Source organism: Tahibacter amnicola, assembly GCF_025398735.1.
In the GTDB taxonomy this organism is placed as follows: Bacteria; Pseudomonadota; Gammaproteobacteria; order Xanthomonadales; family Rhodanobacteraceae; genus Tahibacter; species Tahibacter amnicola.
The window spans coordinates 4,488,079-4,502,872 of the sequence record NZ_CP104694.1; the positions used below are offsets into that span (position 1 = coordinate 4,488,079).

General features: G+C 65.9%; 11 protein-coding genes and 1 pseudogene. 8 read left to right on the forward strand and 4 right to left on the reverse strand.

Annotated features, from left to right (window positions below):
* Nucleotides 1-31 precede the first annotated feature (31 nt).
* The 8 genes from btuB (at nt 32) to cobT (ending at nt 8,201) form a co-directional block, all read left to right on the forward strand.
* Nucleotides 32-1,876, forward strand: coding sequence for a TonB-dependent vitamin B12 receptor (gene btuB / locus N4264_RS17475; RefSeq protein WP_261693518.1), 1,845 nt, complete (start codon nt 32-34; stop codon nt 1,874-1,876).
* Between the two features lie 76 nt (nt 1,877-1,952).
* Nucleotides 1,953-2,537, forward strand: a complete 585-nt coding sequence (locus N4264_RS17480; protein ID WP_261693519.1) for a hypothetical protein — start codon at nt 1,953-1,955, stop codon at nt 2,535-2,537.
* A gap of 6 nt (nt 2,538-2,543) precedes the next feature.
* A complete protein-coding gene (cobO, locus tag N4264_RS17485; protein WP_261693520.1) occupies nt 2,544-3,152 on the forward strand; it encodes a cob(I)yrinic acid a,c-diamide adenosyltransferase in 609 nt (202 codons plus the stop codon).
* Nucleotides 3,153-3,206: 54 nt separating this feature from the next.
* Nucleotides 3,207-4,121: an adenosylcobinamide-phosphate synthase CbiB gene (cbiB, locus tag N4264_RS17490; RefSeq protein WP_261697651.1), complete on the forward strand. Its 915-nt coding sequence runs from the start codon at nt 3,207-3,209 to the stop codon at nt 4,119-4,121.
* Nucleotides 4,114-5,118: a threonine-phosphate decarboxylase CobD gene (gene cobD, locus N4264_RS17495; protein WP_261693521.1), complete on the forward strand. Its 1,005-nt coding sequence runs from the start codon at nt 4,114-4,116 to the stop codon at nt 5,116-5,118. The genes cbiB and cobD overlap by 8 nt, the downstream gene beginning before the upstream one ends.
* Nucleotides 5,115-6,593, forward strand: coding sequence for a cobyric acid synthase (locus N4264_RS17500; RefSeq protein WP_261693522.1), 1,479 nt, complete (start codon nt 5,115-5,117; stop codon nt 6,591-6,593). Before cobD ends, N4264_RS17500 begins: the two co-directional genes overlap by 4 nt.
* Nucleotides 6,581-7,099 (forward strand): bifunctional adenosylcobinamide kinase/adenosylcobinamide-phosphate guanylyltransferase, encoded by a 519-nt coding sequence (gene cobU, locus N4264_RS17505; protein ID WP_261693523.1) that lies wholly within the window; start codon nt 6,581-6,583, stop codon nt 7,097-7,099. Before N4264_RS17500 ends, cobU begins: the two co-directional genes overlap by 13 nt.
* Before the next feature lie 49 nt (nt 7,100-7,148).
* Complete coding sequence (cobT, locus tag N4264_RS17510) at nt 7,149-8,201, forward strand: nicotinate-nucleotide--dimethylbenzimidazole phosphoribosyltransferase (RefSeq protein ID WP_261693524.1); 1,053 nt, start codon at nt 7,149-7,151, stop codon at nt 8,199-8,201.
* A 55-nt stretch (nt 8,202-8,256) separates the two neighbouring features.
* On the opposite strand, the gene N4264_RS17515 is transcribed toward cobT, so the two are convergent.
* The 4 genes and pseudogenes from N4264_RS17515 to N4264_RS25900 all read right to left on the reverse strand — a co-directional run.
* Nucleotides 8,257-10,413, reverse strand: coding sequence for a glycosyl hydrolase family 18 protein (locus N4264_RS17515; protein ID WP_261693525.1), 2,157 nt, complete (start codon nt 10,411-10,413; stop codon nt 8,257-8,259).
* Nucleotides 10,414-10,474: 61 nt separating this feature from the next.
* Nucleotides 10,475-12,511 carry a cellulose binding domain-containing protein gene (locus tag N4264_RS17520; RefSeq protein WP_261693526.1) on the reverse strand — a complete coding sequence of 679 codons (2,037 nt, stop codon included), beginning with the start codon at nt 12,509-12,511 and terminating at the stop codon, nt 10,475-10,477.
* Nucleotides 12,508-13,722: a glycoside hydrolase family 18 protein gene (locus tag N4264_RS17525; protein WP_425508352.1), complete on the reverse strand. Its 1,215-nt coding sequence runs from the start codon at nt 13,720-13,722 to the stop codon at nt 12,508-12,510. Before N4264_RS17525 ends, N4264_RS17520 begins: the two co-directional genes overlap by 4 nt.
* Nucleotides 13,723-13,797: 75 nt before the next feature.
* Nucleotides 13,798-14,259: pseudogene (locus N4264_RS25900) on the reverse strand (chitinase N-terminal domain-containing protein); the annotation flags it as partial.
* Nucleotides 14,260-14,794 lie beyond the last annotated feature (535 nt).

The window sequence follows — 14,794 nt, forward strand, 5'->3', positions numbered from 1 at the left end:
CGAAACCGCGCGGGTGAGCGCGGAGGAACCCATGAAACTGAACCTGCTTTCCGCCGCAGTGATCGCGCTGCTGGCCCTGCCCCATGCTGCCTCCGCCGCCACCGGCGACGAAGAACTCGACGATGTCATCGTCACCGCGACACGCACCGCCGTTACGGTCGACGACACGCTCGCGCCGGTCAATGTGATCACCCGCGCCGACATCGAGCGCCTGCAGGCCCGGTCGCTACAGGATCTGTTGCGCGGCCTGCCCGGCGTGTCGGTTTCCAACAGCGGCGGGCCCGGCAGGAACACCTCCCTGTTCCTGCGCGGCACCGAATCGGATCACGTCCTGGTGCTGATCGACGGCATCAAGGTCGGCTCCGCCACCTCCGGCAATGTGGCCTTCCAGGATCTGCCGGTCGAGCAGATCGAACGCATTGAAATCGTCCGCGGCCCCCGTTCGAGTCTCTACGGTTCCGAGGCGCTCGGCGGCGTCATCCAGATCTTTACCCGGCGCGCCCACGGCGAATTCGCCCCGCACTTCAGTGTGGGCTATGGCTCGGAAAACTCCCGCGAGGCCGCTGCCGGCCTGAGCCTGGCGGGCGACCAGGGCTGGTTCGCCGCCAATGCCGCCTACTCGGACACCGATGGCTTCAACGCCTGCAACGGCAAGCCCTTCCCCGGCGGCGCCGGCTGCTTCACCTATGAACCGGACAACGACGCCTACCGAAATGTCTCCGGCGCGCTGCGCGGCGGCTGGCGCTTCAGCGAGGCAGTCGAGGCGGAAGCCAACATCCTGCGTACGGAAGGCCACAACTACTTTGACGGCACCTTCGTCAACGAAAGCCAGTACCGCCAGCAGGTGATCGGCACCAAGCTCACCGTCACGCCGTCCGAGGCGTTCAAGCTCACTGTCACGGCGGGCCGCAACAATGACGATTCGGACAACCTGCTCAACGGCGTCTTCTCAAGCAAGTTCAATACGCGCCGCGACAGCCTCTCCGTACAGGGCGACATTACCCTGGCCCCGCATCACCTGCTGACCCTGGGTGGCGACCGGGTCGACGACAAGGTCGACAGCACCACCACCTTCGACGAACGCTCGCGCGAGGACATCGGCGTGTTCGCCCAGTACCAGGGCCAGTTCGGGCGCCATGACGTGCAGCTGTCGGCGCGCAATGACGACAACGAGCAATTCGGCAGCCACGCTACCGGCGGTGCTGCCTGGGGCTACGGGCTCACCGAAAATCTGCGCCTGGTGACCAGCTACGGCACGGCCTTCAAGGCACCGACCTTCAACGAACTGTACTACCCGAACTTCGGAAACCCGACGCTGCAGCCGGAAGAATCACGCTCGTTCGAGGTGGGCCTGCGCGGCCAGGCGGGCAACCTGCGCTGGTCGGTCGATGCATTCCATACCCGCGCGGACGAGCTGATCGCCTATGACGCGTCCATTTCCAAGCCGGGCAATGTCGAGGAAGCAACCCTGCGCGGTATCGAAGCCAGCGTGGGCGCGCAGTTCGGCGACTGGTCCATCGACGCCAGCGCCACCGGCCTCGATCCACAGAACGATGCGAACAATAGCTACAAGGGCAACGATCTGCCGCGTCGCGCCCGCGTGTCCGGCCGCGTCGACGTGGATCGCGCCGTCGGCGACTTCCGCTTCGGCCTGACGTTCGCCGGCGAAGGCCGTCGCTACGACGACCTGGCCAATACCCGTAGCCTCGGCGGCTATGGCACGGTTGACCTGCGCGCCGAGTACGCCCTGGCCCCCGACTGGCTGGTCCAGGCCAAGGTGGTCAACATCGCCGACCACGACTACACGACCGCGGCGTTCTACAATCAGCCCGGTCGTAGCCATTTCGTGACGCTGCGCTATCGTCCCGCCCGCTGAGCGGGCGCGGAAACCGCGTCAAACGGGCCGTCACGGCGACGGCCCGGTCCCATCACCCTTTGCCAGGAGATCCCCGATGAAGTTCCTGCCTACCAAGAAGCAATGGCCTGTCCTGATCCTTCTGATGGTGCTGATGCTGGTCACGCGCTATCACCCGTGGGGTGAAGTGCTGCACGTCAAGGACGCCTCCATGGCCGTGTTCTTCGCGGCGGGCTTCTACCTCGGCGGTACCTTCGCGCTGCCGCTCCTGCTGCTCCAGGCGGGTCTCATCGACTATGTCTCGATCACGCAGTCGGGTATCAGCGATTACTGCGTCACCCCGGCCTATTCCATGCTGGTCGTTGCCTACGCGGTGCTGTGGTATGGCGGTCTGCTGTTTTCCCGTTACTACCGCCAGTCCGTGTCGACCCTGCTGCCGCTGGCCGGCGTCGCCCTGGCCAGCAACCTGGTCTCGTTCTGGATCTCCAACGGCTCGTTCTACTGGTTCGGCGGTCGCGTCGGCGAAGCGACGTTCGCCGGCTACATTGAGAACTTCCTCAAGTACATGCCGTGGTTCGTCACGGTGTCGATGCTGTGGATCATCACCATGGCCGCCGCCCACGCCGTCGCCGTGTGGGGCTTCGGCTACCGGTACGAGAGCCCGCGCCAGAACCGCGCCTGATCCGGCATGGAAAGCGACGCACGCGCGCAGCGCCACCGCGAGCGGATGCAGCGCAAGAAAGCCCTCGTGGACGCGGGTATTGCCCGCGCCACGATCGAGCGCGGCATCATCGTGGTGAACACCGGCAACGGCAAAGGCAAGAGTTCCTCGGGCTTCGGCATGGTCGCGCGCGCGCTCGGCCACGGCTTGCACGTCGGTGTCGTGCAGTTCATCAAGGGCAGTTTCTCCACCGGCGAAGAGGCCTTTTTCCGGCGCTTTCCCGGGGAAGTCAGCTACCACGTGATGGGTGAGGGCTTCACCTGGGAAACGCAGGACCGCGAACGCGACATCCGCGCGGCGCAGAAAGCCTGGCAGCTGGCAGCCGACATGCTCAGCGATCCCGAACTCGATCTGGTCCTGCTGGACGAGCTCAATATCGCGCTCAAGTACCAGTACGTCGACGTTGCCGACGTCATCGCGGCGTTGACCAGCCGGCCGCCCAACCAGCACGTTGTCATCACCGGGCGTGCGGCGCCACAGGCACTGGTGGATATCGCCGACACGGTCACCGAGATGCAGGTGGTCAAGCACGCCTTCGCAGCAGGCATCAAGGCGCAGAAGGGAATCGAACTGTAGCGGGCCCGGACACCGGCGCGTGCCGGTGTTGCATCGAGGGAGATCACGGTGGACATCTGGAGCGTGGCCCTGCTGGCGTTTGCGATCGATGCCCTCATCGGTGAACCGCGGCGATGGCACCCACTGGTCGGCTTCGGCCGCTGGGCTCGCGCGCTGGAGGATTGCCTGTACGCCAATCGTCGTCGTCGCGGCCTGGTGGCACTGGGGCTGGCCGTCCTCCCGCCGGTGCTGCTGGTGACCCTGCTCTCATTCATCCCGTCGATGGCGACTCTCGTCAGCGTCCTCGCCTTGTATGCAGCCATCGGCCTGCGCAGCCTGCACGAACACGGGTATGCCGTCGCGCACGCGCTGGAGACCGGTGACCTGGACCAGGCGCGCACCTGCCTGTCGCACATTGTCAGCCGCGACACGGCAGCGCTCGAGCCATCGCAGGTCGCCGCCGGCGCTACGGAATCCGTACTGGAAAACGGCAACGACGCCGTGTTCGGTGCGTTCTTCTGGTTTCTGCTCGCCGGCGCACCCGGCGTCGTCTTTTATCGACTGGTCAACACGCTGGACGCCATGTGGGGCTACCGGAACAGCCGTTACGGTCGCTTCGGCTGGGCCGCGGCGCGCCTGGACGACGTGCTCAACTGGATCCCCGCCCGGCTGACGGCCCTGACTTATGCGGTATGCGGCCGGTATCGCCGTGCCCTGGCGTGCTGGCGCACCCAGGCACCCGCGTGGGACAGCCCCAACGCCGGGCCGGTGATGGCGGCCGGTGCCGGCGCCCTCGGGGTTCGCCTCGGCGGCCCTGCGCCCTACGAAGGGCAGTGGCACGATCGTCCCATGCTGGGCGAGGGCTCGGAACCGGAATCCGGGCACGTGCATGACGCGCTGTCACTGGTGCGGCGCGGCGCCGTCCTGTGGCTGATCCTCGTTTTCCTGGTCGAATGGTCGGGCCTGGCCCACTGGATGCTCCATGCTTGAACACGGTGGCCGCCTGCTGCGCGCAGCCCGCCAATACGGGATCGATGCCACGCAGTGGCTCGACCTCTCGACCGGCATCAATCCTGACGGCTGGCCGGTGCCGGACATCCCCGCCGCGGTGTGGCGGCGTCTGCCGGACGATGACGACCCGCTGGAAACGGTTGCCGCGGCGTACTACGGAGCGCCCCGGGTGCTGGCTGTCGCCGGCTCGCAAGCCGCGATCCAGGCGCTGCCGCGGCTGCGGAGGCGGTCGCGGGTGGGCGTCATCGCGCCCGGCTATGCGGAACACGCGCACGGCTGGAGCCGCGCCGGCCACGATGTGCTGCGTTGTCCGGCACAGGACCTGTTCGAATCCGCGCACCGCTTCGACGTCGTCGTACTGATCCACCCCAACAACCCCGGCGGCGAGACATTCGATCGCAACGCCCTGCTCCACTTGCATCAGACGCTGGCGATGCGCGGTGGATGGCTGGTGGTCGACGAGGCGTTCATGGACATGAGTCCCGACGTCTCGCTGGCGCCCGACACCGATCGCGAAGGCCTGGTAGTGCTTCGATCACCCGGAAAATTCTTCGGGCTGGCCGGTGCCCGCGCGGGATTCGTCGCCGCAACGGCGTTCCTGCTGGCGCAGCTGCGCGTCGAGCTGGGTCCCTGGACCGTTGCTGCGCCGACACGCTGGCTGCTCCGCCAGGCACTGGAGGACAAGGCCTGGCAAGACGCCGCTCGCGACCGGCTCCAGCGTGACGGTGCGCGGCTGACGCAGCTGCTCGGCGAACACGGATTGCCGCCCGACGGCGGCACCGCCCTGTTCCAGTGGATCCGAACACCGTATTCCCGCGAAATCCACGAGCAGCTGGCGCGCATGGGCATCCTCACCCGCTTGTTCGACGAACCGCCCAGCCTGCGTTTCGGACTGCCGGGCGACGACGCCGGATGGCACCGGCTCGGCACCGCGCTCGCACAGCTACCCCAGACGTTGCGGAGTCCCTGCGCATGACCGCGCGTGTCCTGATGGTGCAAGGCACCACCTCCGATGCCGGCAAGAGCACGCTGGTTACCGGCCTGTGCCGCTGGCTGCGCCGCCGCGGCGTCGCCGTCGCGCCGTTCAAGCCGCAGAACATGGCGCTTAATTCGGCTGTCACGGTCGACGGCGGCGAGATCGGTCGCGCCCAGGCGGTGCAGGCACAGGCCGCCGGATTGGCGCCGCACACCGATTTCAATCCGATCCTGCTCAAGCCCACGACCGACATTGGCGCACAGGTGATCGTGCACGGTCGCGCCGTGGCCACGCTGCAGGCACAGGCGTATCACGACTACAAGAGAATCGCACGGGAGGCCGTGCTGGCGTCGCATCAGCGCCTGGTCGAGCGCTATGACGCCGTGATCGTCGAAGGGGCCGGCAGCCCGGCCGAGATCAACCTGCGCGCCAACGACATCGCCAACATGGGCTATGCCGAAATGGTGGACTGTCCGGTGATCCTGATCGCCGACATCGACCGCGGCGGTGTGTTCGCTCATATCGTCGGCACGCTCGCCCTGTTATCCAGCACGGAGCGCGACCGTGTAGTTGGCTTCGTGATCAATCGCTTCCGTGGCGACCTGGCCTTGCTGCAGCCCGGCCTGGACTGGCTGGAACAGGAGACAGGCAAGCCGGTCCTGGGTGTGCTTCCCTACCTGATGGATCTGCATATCGACGCCGAGGATGCCCTGCCCCGCACTGCTACGGGCAGCACCGACGCAGCGCTGCGCGTGGTGATCCCGGCACTGCCGCGCATCAGCAACCACACGGATTTCGATGCACTGCGCCTGCATCCCCAGGTCGCCGTTACCTATGTGGGGCCTGGCCAGCCGGTTCCGCCGGCAGACCTGATCGTTCTGCCCGGTTCCAAGGCGGTGCGCGCCGACCTGCACTGGCTGCGCCAGAACGGCTGGGAGACAGCCCTGCAGCGCCACTTGCGCTACGGCGGGAAAGTCATCGGCATCTGCGGCGGGCTGCAGATGCTCGGCACGCACGTACACGACCCCGATGGTATCGAAGGTCCGGCCGGCAGCACGCCCGGCTTCAGCTGGCTCGACCTCGAAACCGTCCTGGAGCCGGAAAAGCAGCTGCGCAACGTGCGTGGACGGCTGGCACAAAGTGATGCGCCCGTGACAGGCTACGAGATTCACTGCGGCATCAGCACGGGCCCGGCCTTGGCACGGCCGGCGCTGCATCTGGATGCGCGGGGTCCTGACGGCGCGCGCTCGGCGGACGACCAGATTCTCGCCACCTATGTGCATGGCGTCTTCGACTCGCCTCCGGCTTGCCAGGCGATCCTGCGATGGGCCGGATTGTCGCAGCCGCAATCGCTGGACATGGTCGCGCTGCGGGAGCGCGGCATCGACCGCCTGGCCGACGCGGTGCAGGAACACCTCGACATTCCTCGCCTGGAGCGACTGCTCGCCGTGGACGCATCCCCGTGCATACCTTGATCCTCGGCGGCGCACGCTCGGGCAAGAGCCGTCACGCGGAACTGCTGGCGCAGCAATCGGGCGCCGAGGTCCGCTACATCGCCACCTGCGTGCCGGGTGACGCCGAAATGGCCGAACGCGTGGCACACCACCGTGCACGCCGCCCCGCCGAGTGGGCCGTCATCGAGGAACCGATTGCATTGGGTTCGCTGCTGCGCCGCGAGGCGGACACTACGCGCTTCCTGCTCGTGGACTGTCTCACGCTGTGGCTGAGCAACCTCCTGTGCCATCGGGATCCGCACTGTTTTGCGCGCGAACGACAGTCGCTACTCGATGCCCTCTCCACCCTGCCCGGCACGGTCCTGTTCGTCAGCAATGAAGTCGGCCAGGGTATCGTGCCCATGGGGGAACTCAGCCGCCGGTTTGTCGACGAGGCCGGTCGCCTTCACCAGGACATCGCCGCGTGTGTGCCCCGCGTCATCTTCACGATCGCCGGAATTGCCGTGCCGGTGAAGCCACCGCGCTGAACGCTCGTTCCCGATTGATTGCCACGGATTCATCGCCAAGGAGTGACCCATGTCGTTGCAGTGGTTGCAGCAACCCGCCAAGCCCGTCGACATCAGCAGCCGTGACGCCGCAGCGGCACGCCAGGATGACCTCACCAAGCCCCGTGGCGCCCTGGGCGGACTGGAAGCATTGGCGATCCAGCTGGCCGGCCTGCAGGCGCGCCCCTGCCCGGCGATCGATCGCGTGCACATTACGGTGTTTGCCGCCGACCACGGCATCGCGTCCGCAGGCGTTTCGGCCTATCCACAGGTAGTGACCGGCGAAATGGTGCGGAATTTTGCCAGCGGCGGCGCGGCGATCAGCGTGCTGGCGCGCCAGCTGGCCGCTACGCTCGACGTGGTGAACCTGGGAACGGTAAACGACCCCGGCGAGATCGCCGGCGTGCGCCGCGCCATCATCGCTCCCTCCACGGCCAACTTCCTCGACCAGGCCGCCATGTCAGACGACCAGTTGGTCCGCGCGCTGGACGAAGGCGCACAGGCCGTGCGGCGCGCACAGTCGGCCGGCTCGGAACTGTTCATTGGTGGAGAAATGGGTATCGGCAACACGACTGCAGCCACGGCGCTGGCTTGCGTCTTGCTCGAAGCAGGCCCGCCGGAGATCACAGGCGCCGGCACGGGACTTGACGAGGAGGGAGTGCGCCACAAAGCCGAGATCATCGCCCGGGCGGTCGCATTCCATCGCGGGTTTGTCGCCGATCCCCTGGAAGCCCTGCGTCGGCTCGGCGGATTTGAGATTGCAGCACTCGTCGGCAGCTACGTGAGTGCCGCGCAACACGGTATCGTGGTGCTCGTTGATGGATTCATCAGCTCGGTAGCGGCCTTGGCCGCCGTTGCCATCAATCCCGGTTGCCGCGAATGGATGCTCTTTGCCCATCGCTCCGCCGAGCGCGGTCACCAGCGCGTACTCGATGCACTGGCGGCAAATCCCCTGCTCGATCTCGGCATGCGCCTGGGCGAAGGCAGTGGCGCGGCACTGGCCGTGCCCATCGTGCGCCTGGCCTGCGCCCTTGCGCGCGATATGGCCACGTTCTCGCAGGCCGGCGTGAGCAACCGCGACTGAGCACGACGCCGGAGGTGCGTAACGGGCGCACCTCCGGCGCAGTACTTCACCGCGGTTACGGTGACTGGAATCCGTTGCGGAAGATGACATCCGTCGGCGGCAGGCTGGCGGTTTCATCGCGCAGCGCATAGGTACTGCCGCCAAAGGTCACCGTCCAGTTCGACGGCGCCACCATCGGCAGGTAGTACACCCATTCGACTTCCATCGACCCGCCCGGCGGCAATGCACTCCAGCTGGACGACAGCCGCGCGCGGTGGAAGTCGCCCTGCAGGCCGCCGACGTTGCTGCCGGAGTGGCCCGTCTGGTGCACCGCCAGCGTGGCCCCGGACCAGTTGGTCCAGTTTGCCGGCGCCGTCGTGGCCGCGTCGAACTCGAACTGCGCGCCAGCCGGTATCGTCGTCGTAGAATTGTTGACAATCTTCAATTTCGGCGAAATAGGATAATTGCTGTCGCCGATGTCGAACTCGCTGACGGTGATCGTCGCGTCCAGCGTGCCGGCCACGGTGATGGGTTGGGGCACCCGCCGGTTGCCATAGGGCGATGCCGTCTGGAATCGCTGGAAGTAGATGTCGGTGAGCGTGGTTCCGATGAAATACTCGCCCTGCCCGCCGCGGCGGACCGGATGCCAGGCGTAGTCGCCGGCCAGTTCCCAGAACATCACACCGCCGATGCCCTTGTTGACGATGTAATTGGCCTTCGTCGTCGTGGACTCATCGTCTTCCGTCGACAGGAACACGTTCTTCTGGGCGTTCCACAGCCACGGCGACACCAGCGTGGTGTCGTAGTGGCGCGTATAGGTGCCCGTCAGGCGGTCGTCCGGGTCGTTCGTGGGATCCAGCCCGTAGCTGGCGATGTAGCTGGGCAGGATGTTCTGTTGCAGGTTCTTCGCATGCCACAGCGGATTGGAACCTGCCGGCATCTCCTGGCCGTTTTCCAGGTCATGCCAGAGATTGTCGATGCCGACCGCACCCTGGCCGCAGGTCGTAAGGCCCGTCGGGCAGCCGCTGGACTGCAACGCGGTGCCCCACAGTCCGTTCGTGCCGCCGCTGACGTTGCGCCAGCCACGCGTGTAGTAGGGAACGCCGATATTGATACGGCCGGCCGGCATTGCGCCGCGGAAATAGTGATACGCCCAGTCGGTATTGAGATAGCCGATGTTGCCGTACTGCGGCGTGGAATACACATTCCAACGCACCAGCTCGGCATCGCGTCCGTCGTCGTACAGTGCCGCGTTCGGGCCGACGAATTCGTTCCAGGCGCCATGCAGGTCGTAGGACATGATGTTGACGTAGTCCAGGTACTGGGTGACCTGGTAGGTCTCCATGCCACGGAGCAGGTAGCCCGACGCGGGCGCAGCGACTGTCAGAAGATAGTACTTGTTGTCCTGCGCCGAGGCTGCGTCGAGCTTTTCACGCAGTGTCTTCATCAGCGCCACATAACCTTGCATCAACGCCGCGCGACGCGGATTGGCAATGCTCCAGTCGAGCGGATTGCCGGCGTTGTTCATCGACGTGGCGTACTCGTAGTCGATATCGACGCCGTTGAATCCGAAGCGGCGCACGAAGGCCACCGCCGAATCGGCGAATGTGTTGATTGCTGCCTGGTTGACCTGGTTTGACGGCGTCACGGTCATCGTGAAGAAGCCGCCGCTCGGAATACGGGCGCCCGTGGCGTCGAAATAGCCGCCTGTTTCCGCCCAACCACCGACCGACACCAGCGTCTTGACGTTGGGATGGGTCTTCTTGAATTTGTTGAGCAGGTTGAAATGGCCTTTGTACGCGTACTCCGGATCCATCGTTGCACCGGCGACGCCCGGCCATTGCAGACCGGTCGCCGGATTCTGCGGATCCGATTCGTTGCCGATGGAAACGCGGTTGTTTTCATCCACGTGTGCGAAGGCGTAGTTGATATGGGTGATCTTGGTCCACGGAATATCGCTGGCCAGGTAGCGCGGCGCGTTGTTCGCGCCTGTTCGCCAGCTGGTGAAGTAGCCAATGATGCGGCGCGGATGGCCCGCACCCATCTGTTCGCGGCCGTTGGCGTCGTACACCAGGCAATACGGCGTATTCACGCCGGCCGTCTTCTTCATGCCATCGGGACGGCATTGGTCGTGGTTGACCGCCTGGCCGACGGCCAGCGTCGATGACAGGCCAGCAACGAGTGCAATAGCGGCCGCGTACAGCCGCGCGTGCCGTGAGCGAGCAGTGATCATGGTGTTCCCTCAGCGTCCGGTGATGAGTTCGTTCTGGGTCAGGGGATTGCGTGATACGGCGCTACGGCGACTGGAAGCCGTCGCGGAACAGCAGATCGGAAGGCGGCTGCAGCAGAACCGGGGCGTCGTAGTAGTCCTGCACGCGGGAGATCCACCAGTAGTCATCCGTCGGCGGCGAACCGACGCCATCAGTGCTCGCACCGACGCCGGCACCAAAGAGAATCATGCTGACACCCGCATCGCGCGCCTCCTGCATGCGGGAGGGCCAGGTCACCTGGTCTGTTCCAACGACGATGCCGGGGGCAGCGCCCTCATTGCGGCTGAACCACGTCCGCCGTATTCCGCTGACCTGGAAGGTATCGCCCAGGAAGAAACTCGGCGCCGAATCCTCGTACCGCGTGACGGTATTGGAAAGATCCGGGAACGGCGCATTGTTTGCGTACGGATTCGGTAGCAACGAACGATTGATGCGACCCACCGGCAGTTGCCACAACACGACCGGCAAGCCGCTCTGCGCGCGCATGGCGCGAACGAAGGTGAGGTAGTTGAACCAGTGGTCGCTGTGCCAGAACCAGGGCGCCTGCGATGGATCCGTCGCACCGGCAGCCGCATGGCCAACGGCATCCAGGCCGTATTTGTCGATCGAGATGAAATCGGCACCATGGCTGGCTACGCCGGCCTCCACGTAGTAGCGCGTGATGGCAGCCGCCTCGTCGTAGATGAGTGGCCGCCCGGCCACCACGCCGACCGCATCGGTCTTGTGCATCAGGCCGTTGCCCGGCACCGTCGTGGTAAACCCGCCCGGCGGCGAGGCCCACAGGTTGACCTGCCACCCGAACTGCACCTGCGGTGCTGTCTTTGCCACCAGATAGTTGATGGCAGAGACCAGGCCGGTCAGCGTGTTCGGAAACACCGGATCGCTTCCTGCGACGAGGATGCCCGCATCATAGGCCGCATGCGTCGCCGCCTGCAGCGTGGCCGGGCGTTGGCCGGACTGCTGCGCCATGTAACCGATGAAATCAGGCTCGAACAGAAACCCGACCGTATCATCGGGCGATTCTTCGTTGGCGATGCGCAAAGCCAGCGCGAGATTGCGGAAATACGCCGCCATGTACGAAGCGCTTTGCATGTGCGCCAGGTCCAGCGTGTAGTCCTCGCCCGAGTCGGGAATATTGTAAAAAACAAAATAAGGTATAAAACCCAGGCGGCGACTTTCGCGGATGAAGCTGCGCGCGCGACCACCGGGTTCATTGCTCCAGGTATCCCAGCCAGCGAACGACCCACCGTTCAGATAGATGTAGCGCACATCGACGCGACGATTGCGGCGGCCGGCGCCGATGTCCCACCAGAAATCCAGGTCGGCCGGCGTATCCTCGCTGACTGAGCCGATGGCCAGGTGCGGCGGCATTCCCGGTGCCGAAGCGCCCGCGCCAACGGCCACGCCGATCCGGCGCACCGCATTGCCCGCGACCGACTTGAGCAACACCCCTGCCCGCCCGGCAGCAAGTCCACGCAGCTGCAGCGTCGCTCCGTTGACGATGCGCGCGTCAACCACCGACGGGTTGTTGCTGATGACGGTGAACGTCGCCGACGGATCACCGCCGACACTGAGCCCGTGGCTGGTCATCGCACCCGCCGCAACATTCACGCGAATCGCGGAAGCCGGCACGCCTGCCAGGCTGATCGCCGCGGCACCGCCGCTGCCGCCGGCCTCGTCCACGTAGGTCACCGTGCAGGCAGCGCCGTTGAAACGGCAGCCGCTGATGCTGCCGTCCACCAGCTCGCCCGTGCCGCCGAACCCGATGGCCACGGTCGTCCCCGGACCGATGGTGCCGTTCCATGACGCGTTGCCCAGCAGCCAGTCGCCGCCGGAAGCACTCAGGGTCACCGCGTTCCATACGCTGGTCAGCGTCGTACTCGCATGAAACCCCAGCTGCCATTCGGAAACAGCCGCCGCCTGATCGTTGCGCAGGCGGATCTGTCCGTTGTAGCCGCCCGACCAGGACGAAGTGCGTGCCACCGTGACTTCCACGGCGGCGACGGCGCTACAGAAGAGAAAGCAGGCGGCCACGCCGGCCAGGGCGATCCGGCGTGTCATGGCGCCGCCTGGAAACCATTGGCGAAGATGCGGTCGGCGACACCGCCGTGCCCGAGTCCTTCGTGCATCGCATTGAGAATGCGGCCGTTATCCGCGTCAATTTCCCAGGCGAACACACCGGCCAGGTTGCGTGACAGCGCATACTGCGCCTTCGCCCGTGCCGAGCGCGGGCTTTCAAAAGTGACGAGCTTGCCGGCAGAGGCATTCCAGGCCCACGCGGCCTGCGCGCCGGCGTCGTAGCCCACGCTGTAACCGTTGACGCCCGTGCCCGGGTCGCCGCCGGTGTAGGCCGATTCGATCTGGCGGTAGTCGAGCACGCCGGGCTCCCAGGTTCCCGGGTTTATGGGACCGGCGCCCGTGCCCGTGAAGGGATTGCCGCCCTGAACCCCGGTCACGCCGTTCCAGCCGCGGCCGTACATCGCCACGCCCAGCGCAATCTTGCCGGCGGGCACGCCGGCGGCGAGCAGGTTGTCGACCGTCGCGTTGCCGCTGAATCCGCTGACCGGCTCGTTCGGCACGGCATAGAGGCCGGCCTGGTGTCCGAGTACGCCGTTCCAGCCACCGTAGTAGTCGTAGCTCATTGCAAAGACCAGGTCGAGCTTCTGCCCGGCTGTGGCGTAGTCCACCGCGCTGATCTTCGCCGGCGCCGCGCCGACGGCAGCCGTCATGAGGTAGGTGCGGCCGGTCTGCGTACCCAGGGTATCCAGTGCGGCGCGAAGCTCGGTGAGCAGCGCGGAATAGCCCGTCCGGTCCGCTGCGGAGCCCAGCGTCACGTTGGCGCCACCGCCACCGGGATATTCCCAGTCGAGATCGACGCCGTCGAAAAAGGTGTAGGTCTGCAGGAATTGCACAACCGAAGCGATGAAGGTCGCGCGCCGGGCCGGATCGTTTGCCAGGTGGTGGAACGGATCGGAAAGGGTCCAGCCACCGATCGATGGAAGGATCTTCAGCTGCGGACGGGCGGCTTTGAGCCGGATCAGCTGGCCGAAATTGCCGCGGACGGGCGTGTTGAAGGTATCGCCGGGATAGGACATCTCCAGCGCGGCCCAGCGGTCGTGGATCGTGACGGTGTAATCCTGCTGGTCCGCACATTCCTGCACGAGCGCGTTGTAGCCCTGCGGATTAGCCTGCTGCAGCGAGGTATTGGGGCCACAGATGGCGATGAACGCGTAAAGCAGGTGCGTGAGGTTCTGCGACGGAATCTTGCGCACCGGAAACGCGCGGCCGTACACGCCCCACTCCACAAAGTAGGCGCCGACGACCTTGTTGCTGCTGTTTGTGTAGGGCTGGTTGAACTCCTGCAACGGCGAGGGCCAGGTCAGGCCGTCATCGCCGCCACCGGAGCTGCCGCTTCCCACCGTCACCGTACGCGGATCGCTCGCCGTGCATTGCTCGGCCTGCCCCGCGCCATTGCACAGTTCCACCACCAGTGTCTGCGCGCCGGACTGCGTCACCACCAGGCTGCGGTCCCCCGACTGCGCGCTTTGGCCGTTCGGCGTCAACGTTGCGGTGTGGACGACAGTGTTGTTGTGGCGAAGCTTCCAGTGATCGCCGTTGGTTCCCCACCACAGGTCCCAATGCAGGGCGAGCGTGGCCTGGCCGTTGGTCAACGGCACCGACTCGGGCATCCAGGCGATGGTGGGCTTGGCAGGCGCATCGGCGCACGCCGTCGAGGACACAAGCACCGTCGCTCCGGCAAGCAGCAGGCAGGCGGCACGGCGTGGCAGGGCGAGGCGATCAATCGACATGGTGGCTTCCCAGGGGGGCAGGAGAAACAAGGCCGCAGCACGCAGGTACTGGCGCAGCGGAATGGGATCCGGTGGTGGCACGGTCCGGCGCGCGGGCGCAGCGGCGGCGAAGGCGCGGGCCCGGGTTTCGTTCGTGGCGTGCCCGGCGGGCGTGCAGCACCCGTCGGCAAGACCGCTGTCGCTGCGTCATTCCACCCTCCCCGACGGAATCGCTGGACAAACTGGGCTCCCCAGCCCGGCGCGAACCATTAACCGGATCTGACAACGTTGTCAAATACACGTCGGAAATGTCCGATCCGGCGGCCTGTACACACCGCATGGCGTGCTGACCACCGAGACAATTGTCAGATTCCGGCGCAGCGGCAGTATCCAGATCCAAGGCGTGGCTTCAGTGACTGGAGTCACAGGGAATGACAACGTTTCCCGAGGCCATTGCCTGCCAACCACCGGGCGCTGTTCGCGCACGCATATCCGGCCTGCCACGAGTCCGGCGGCCCGGCGTTCAAAGGTGCGTGCCAGACACACCGGGAAATCC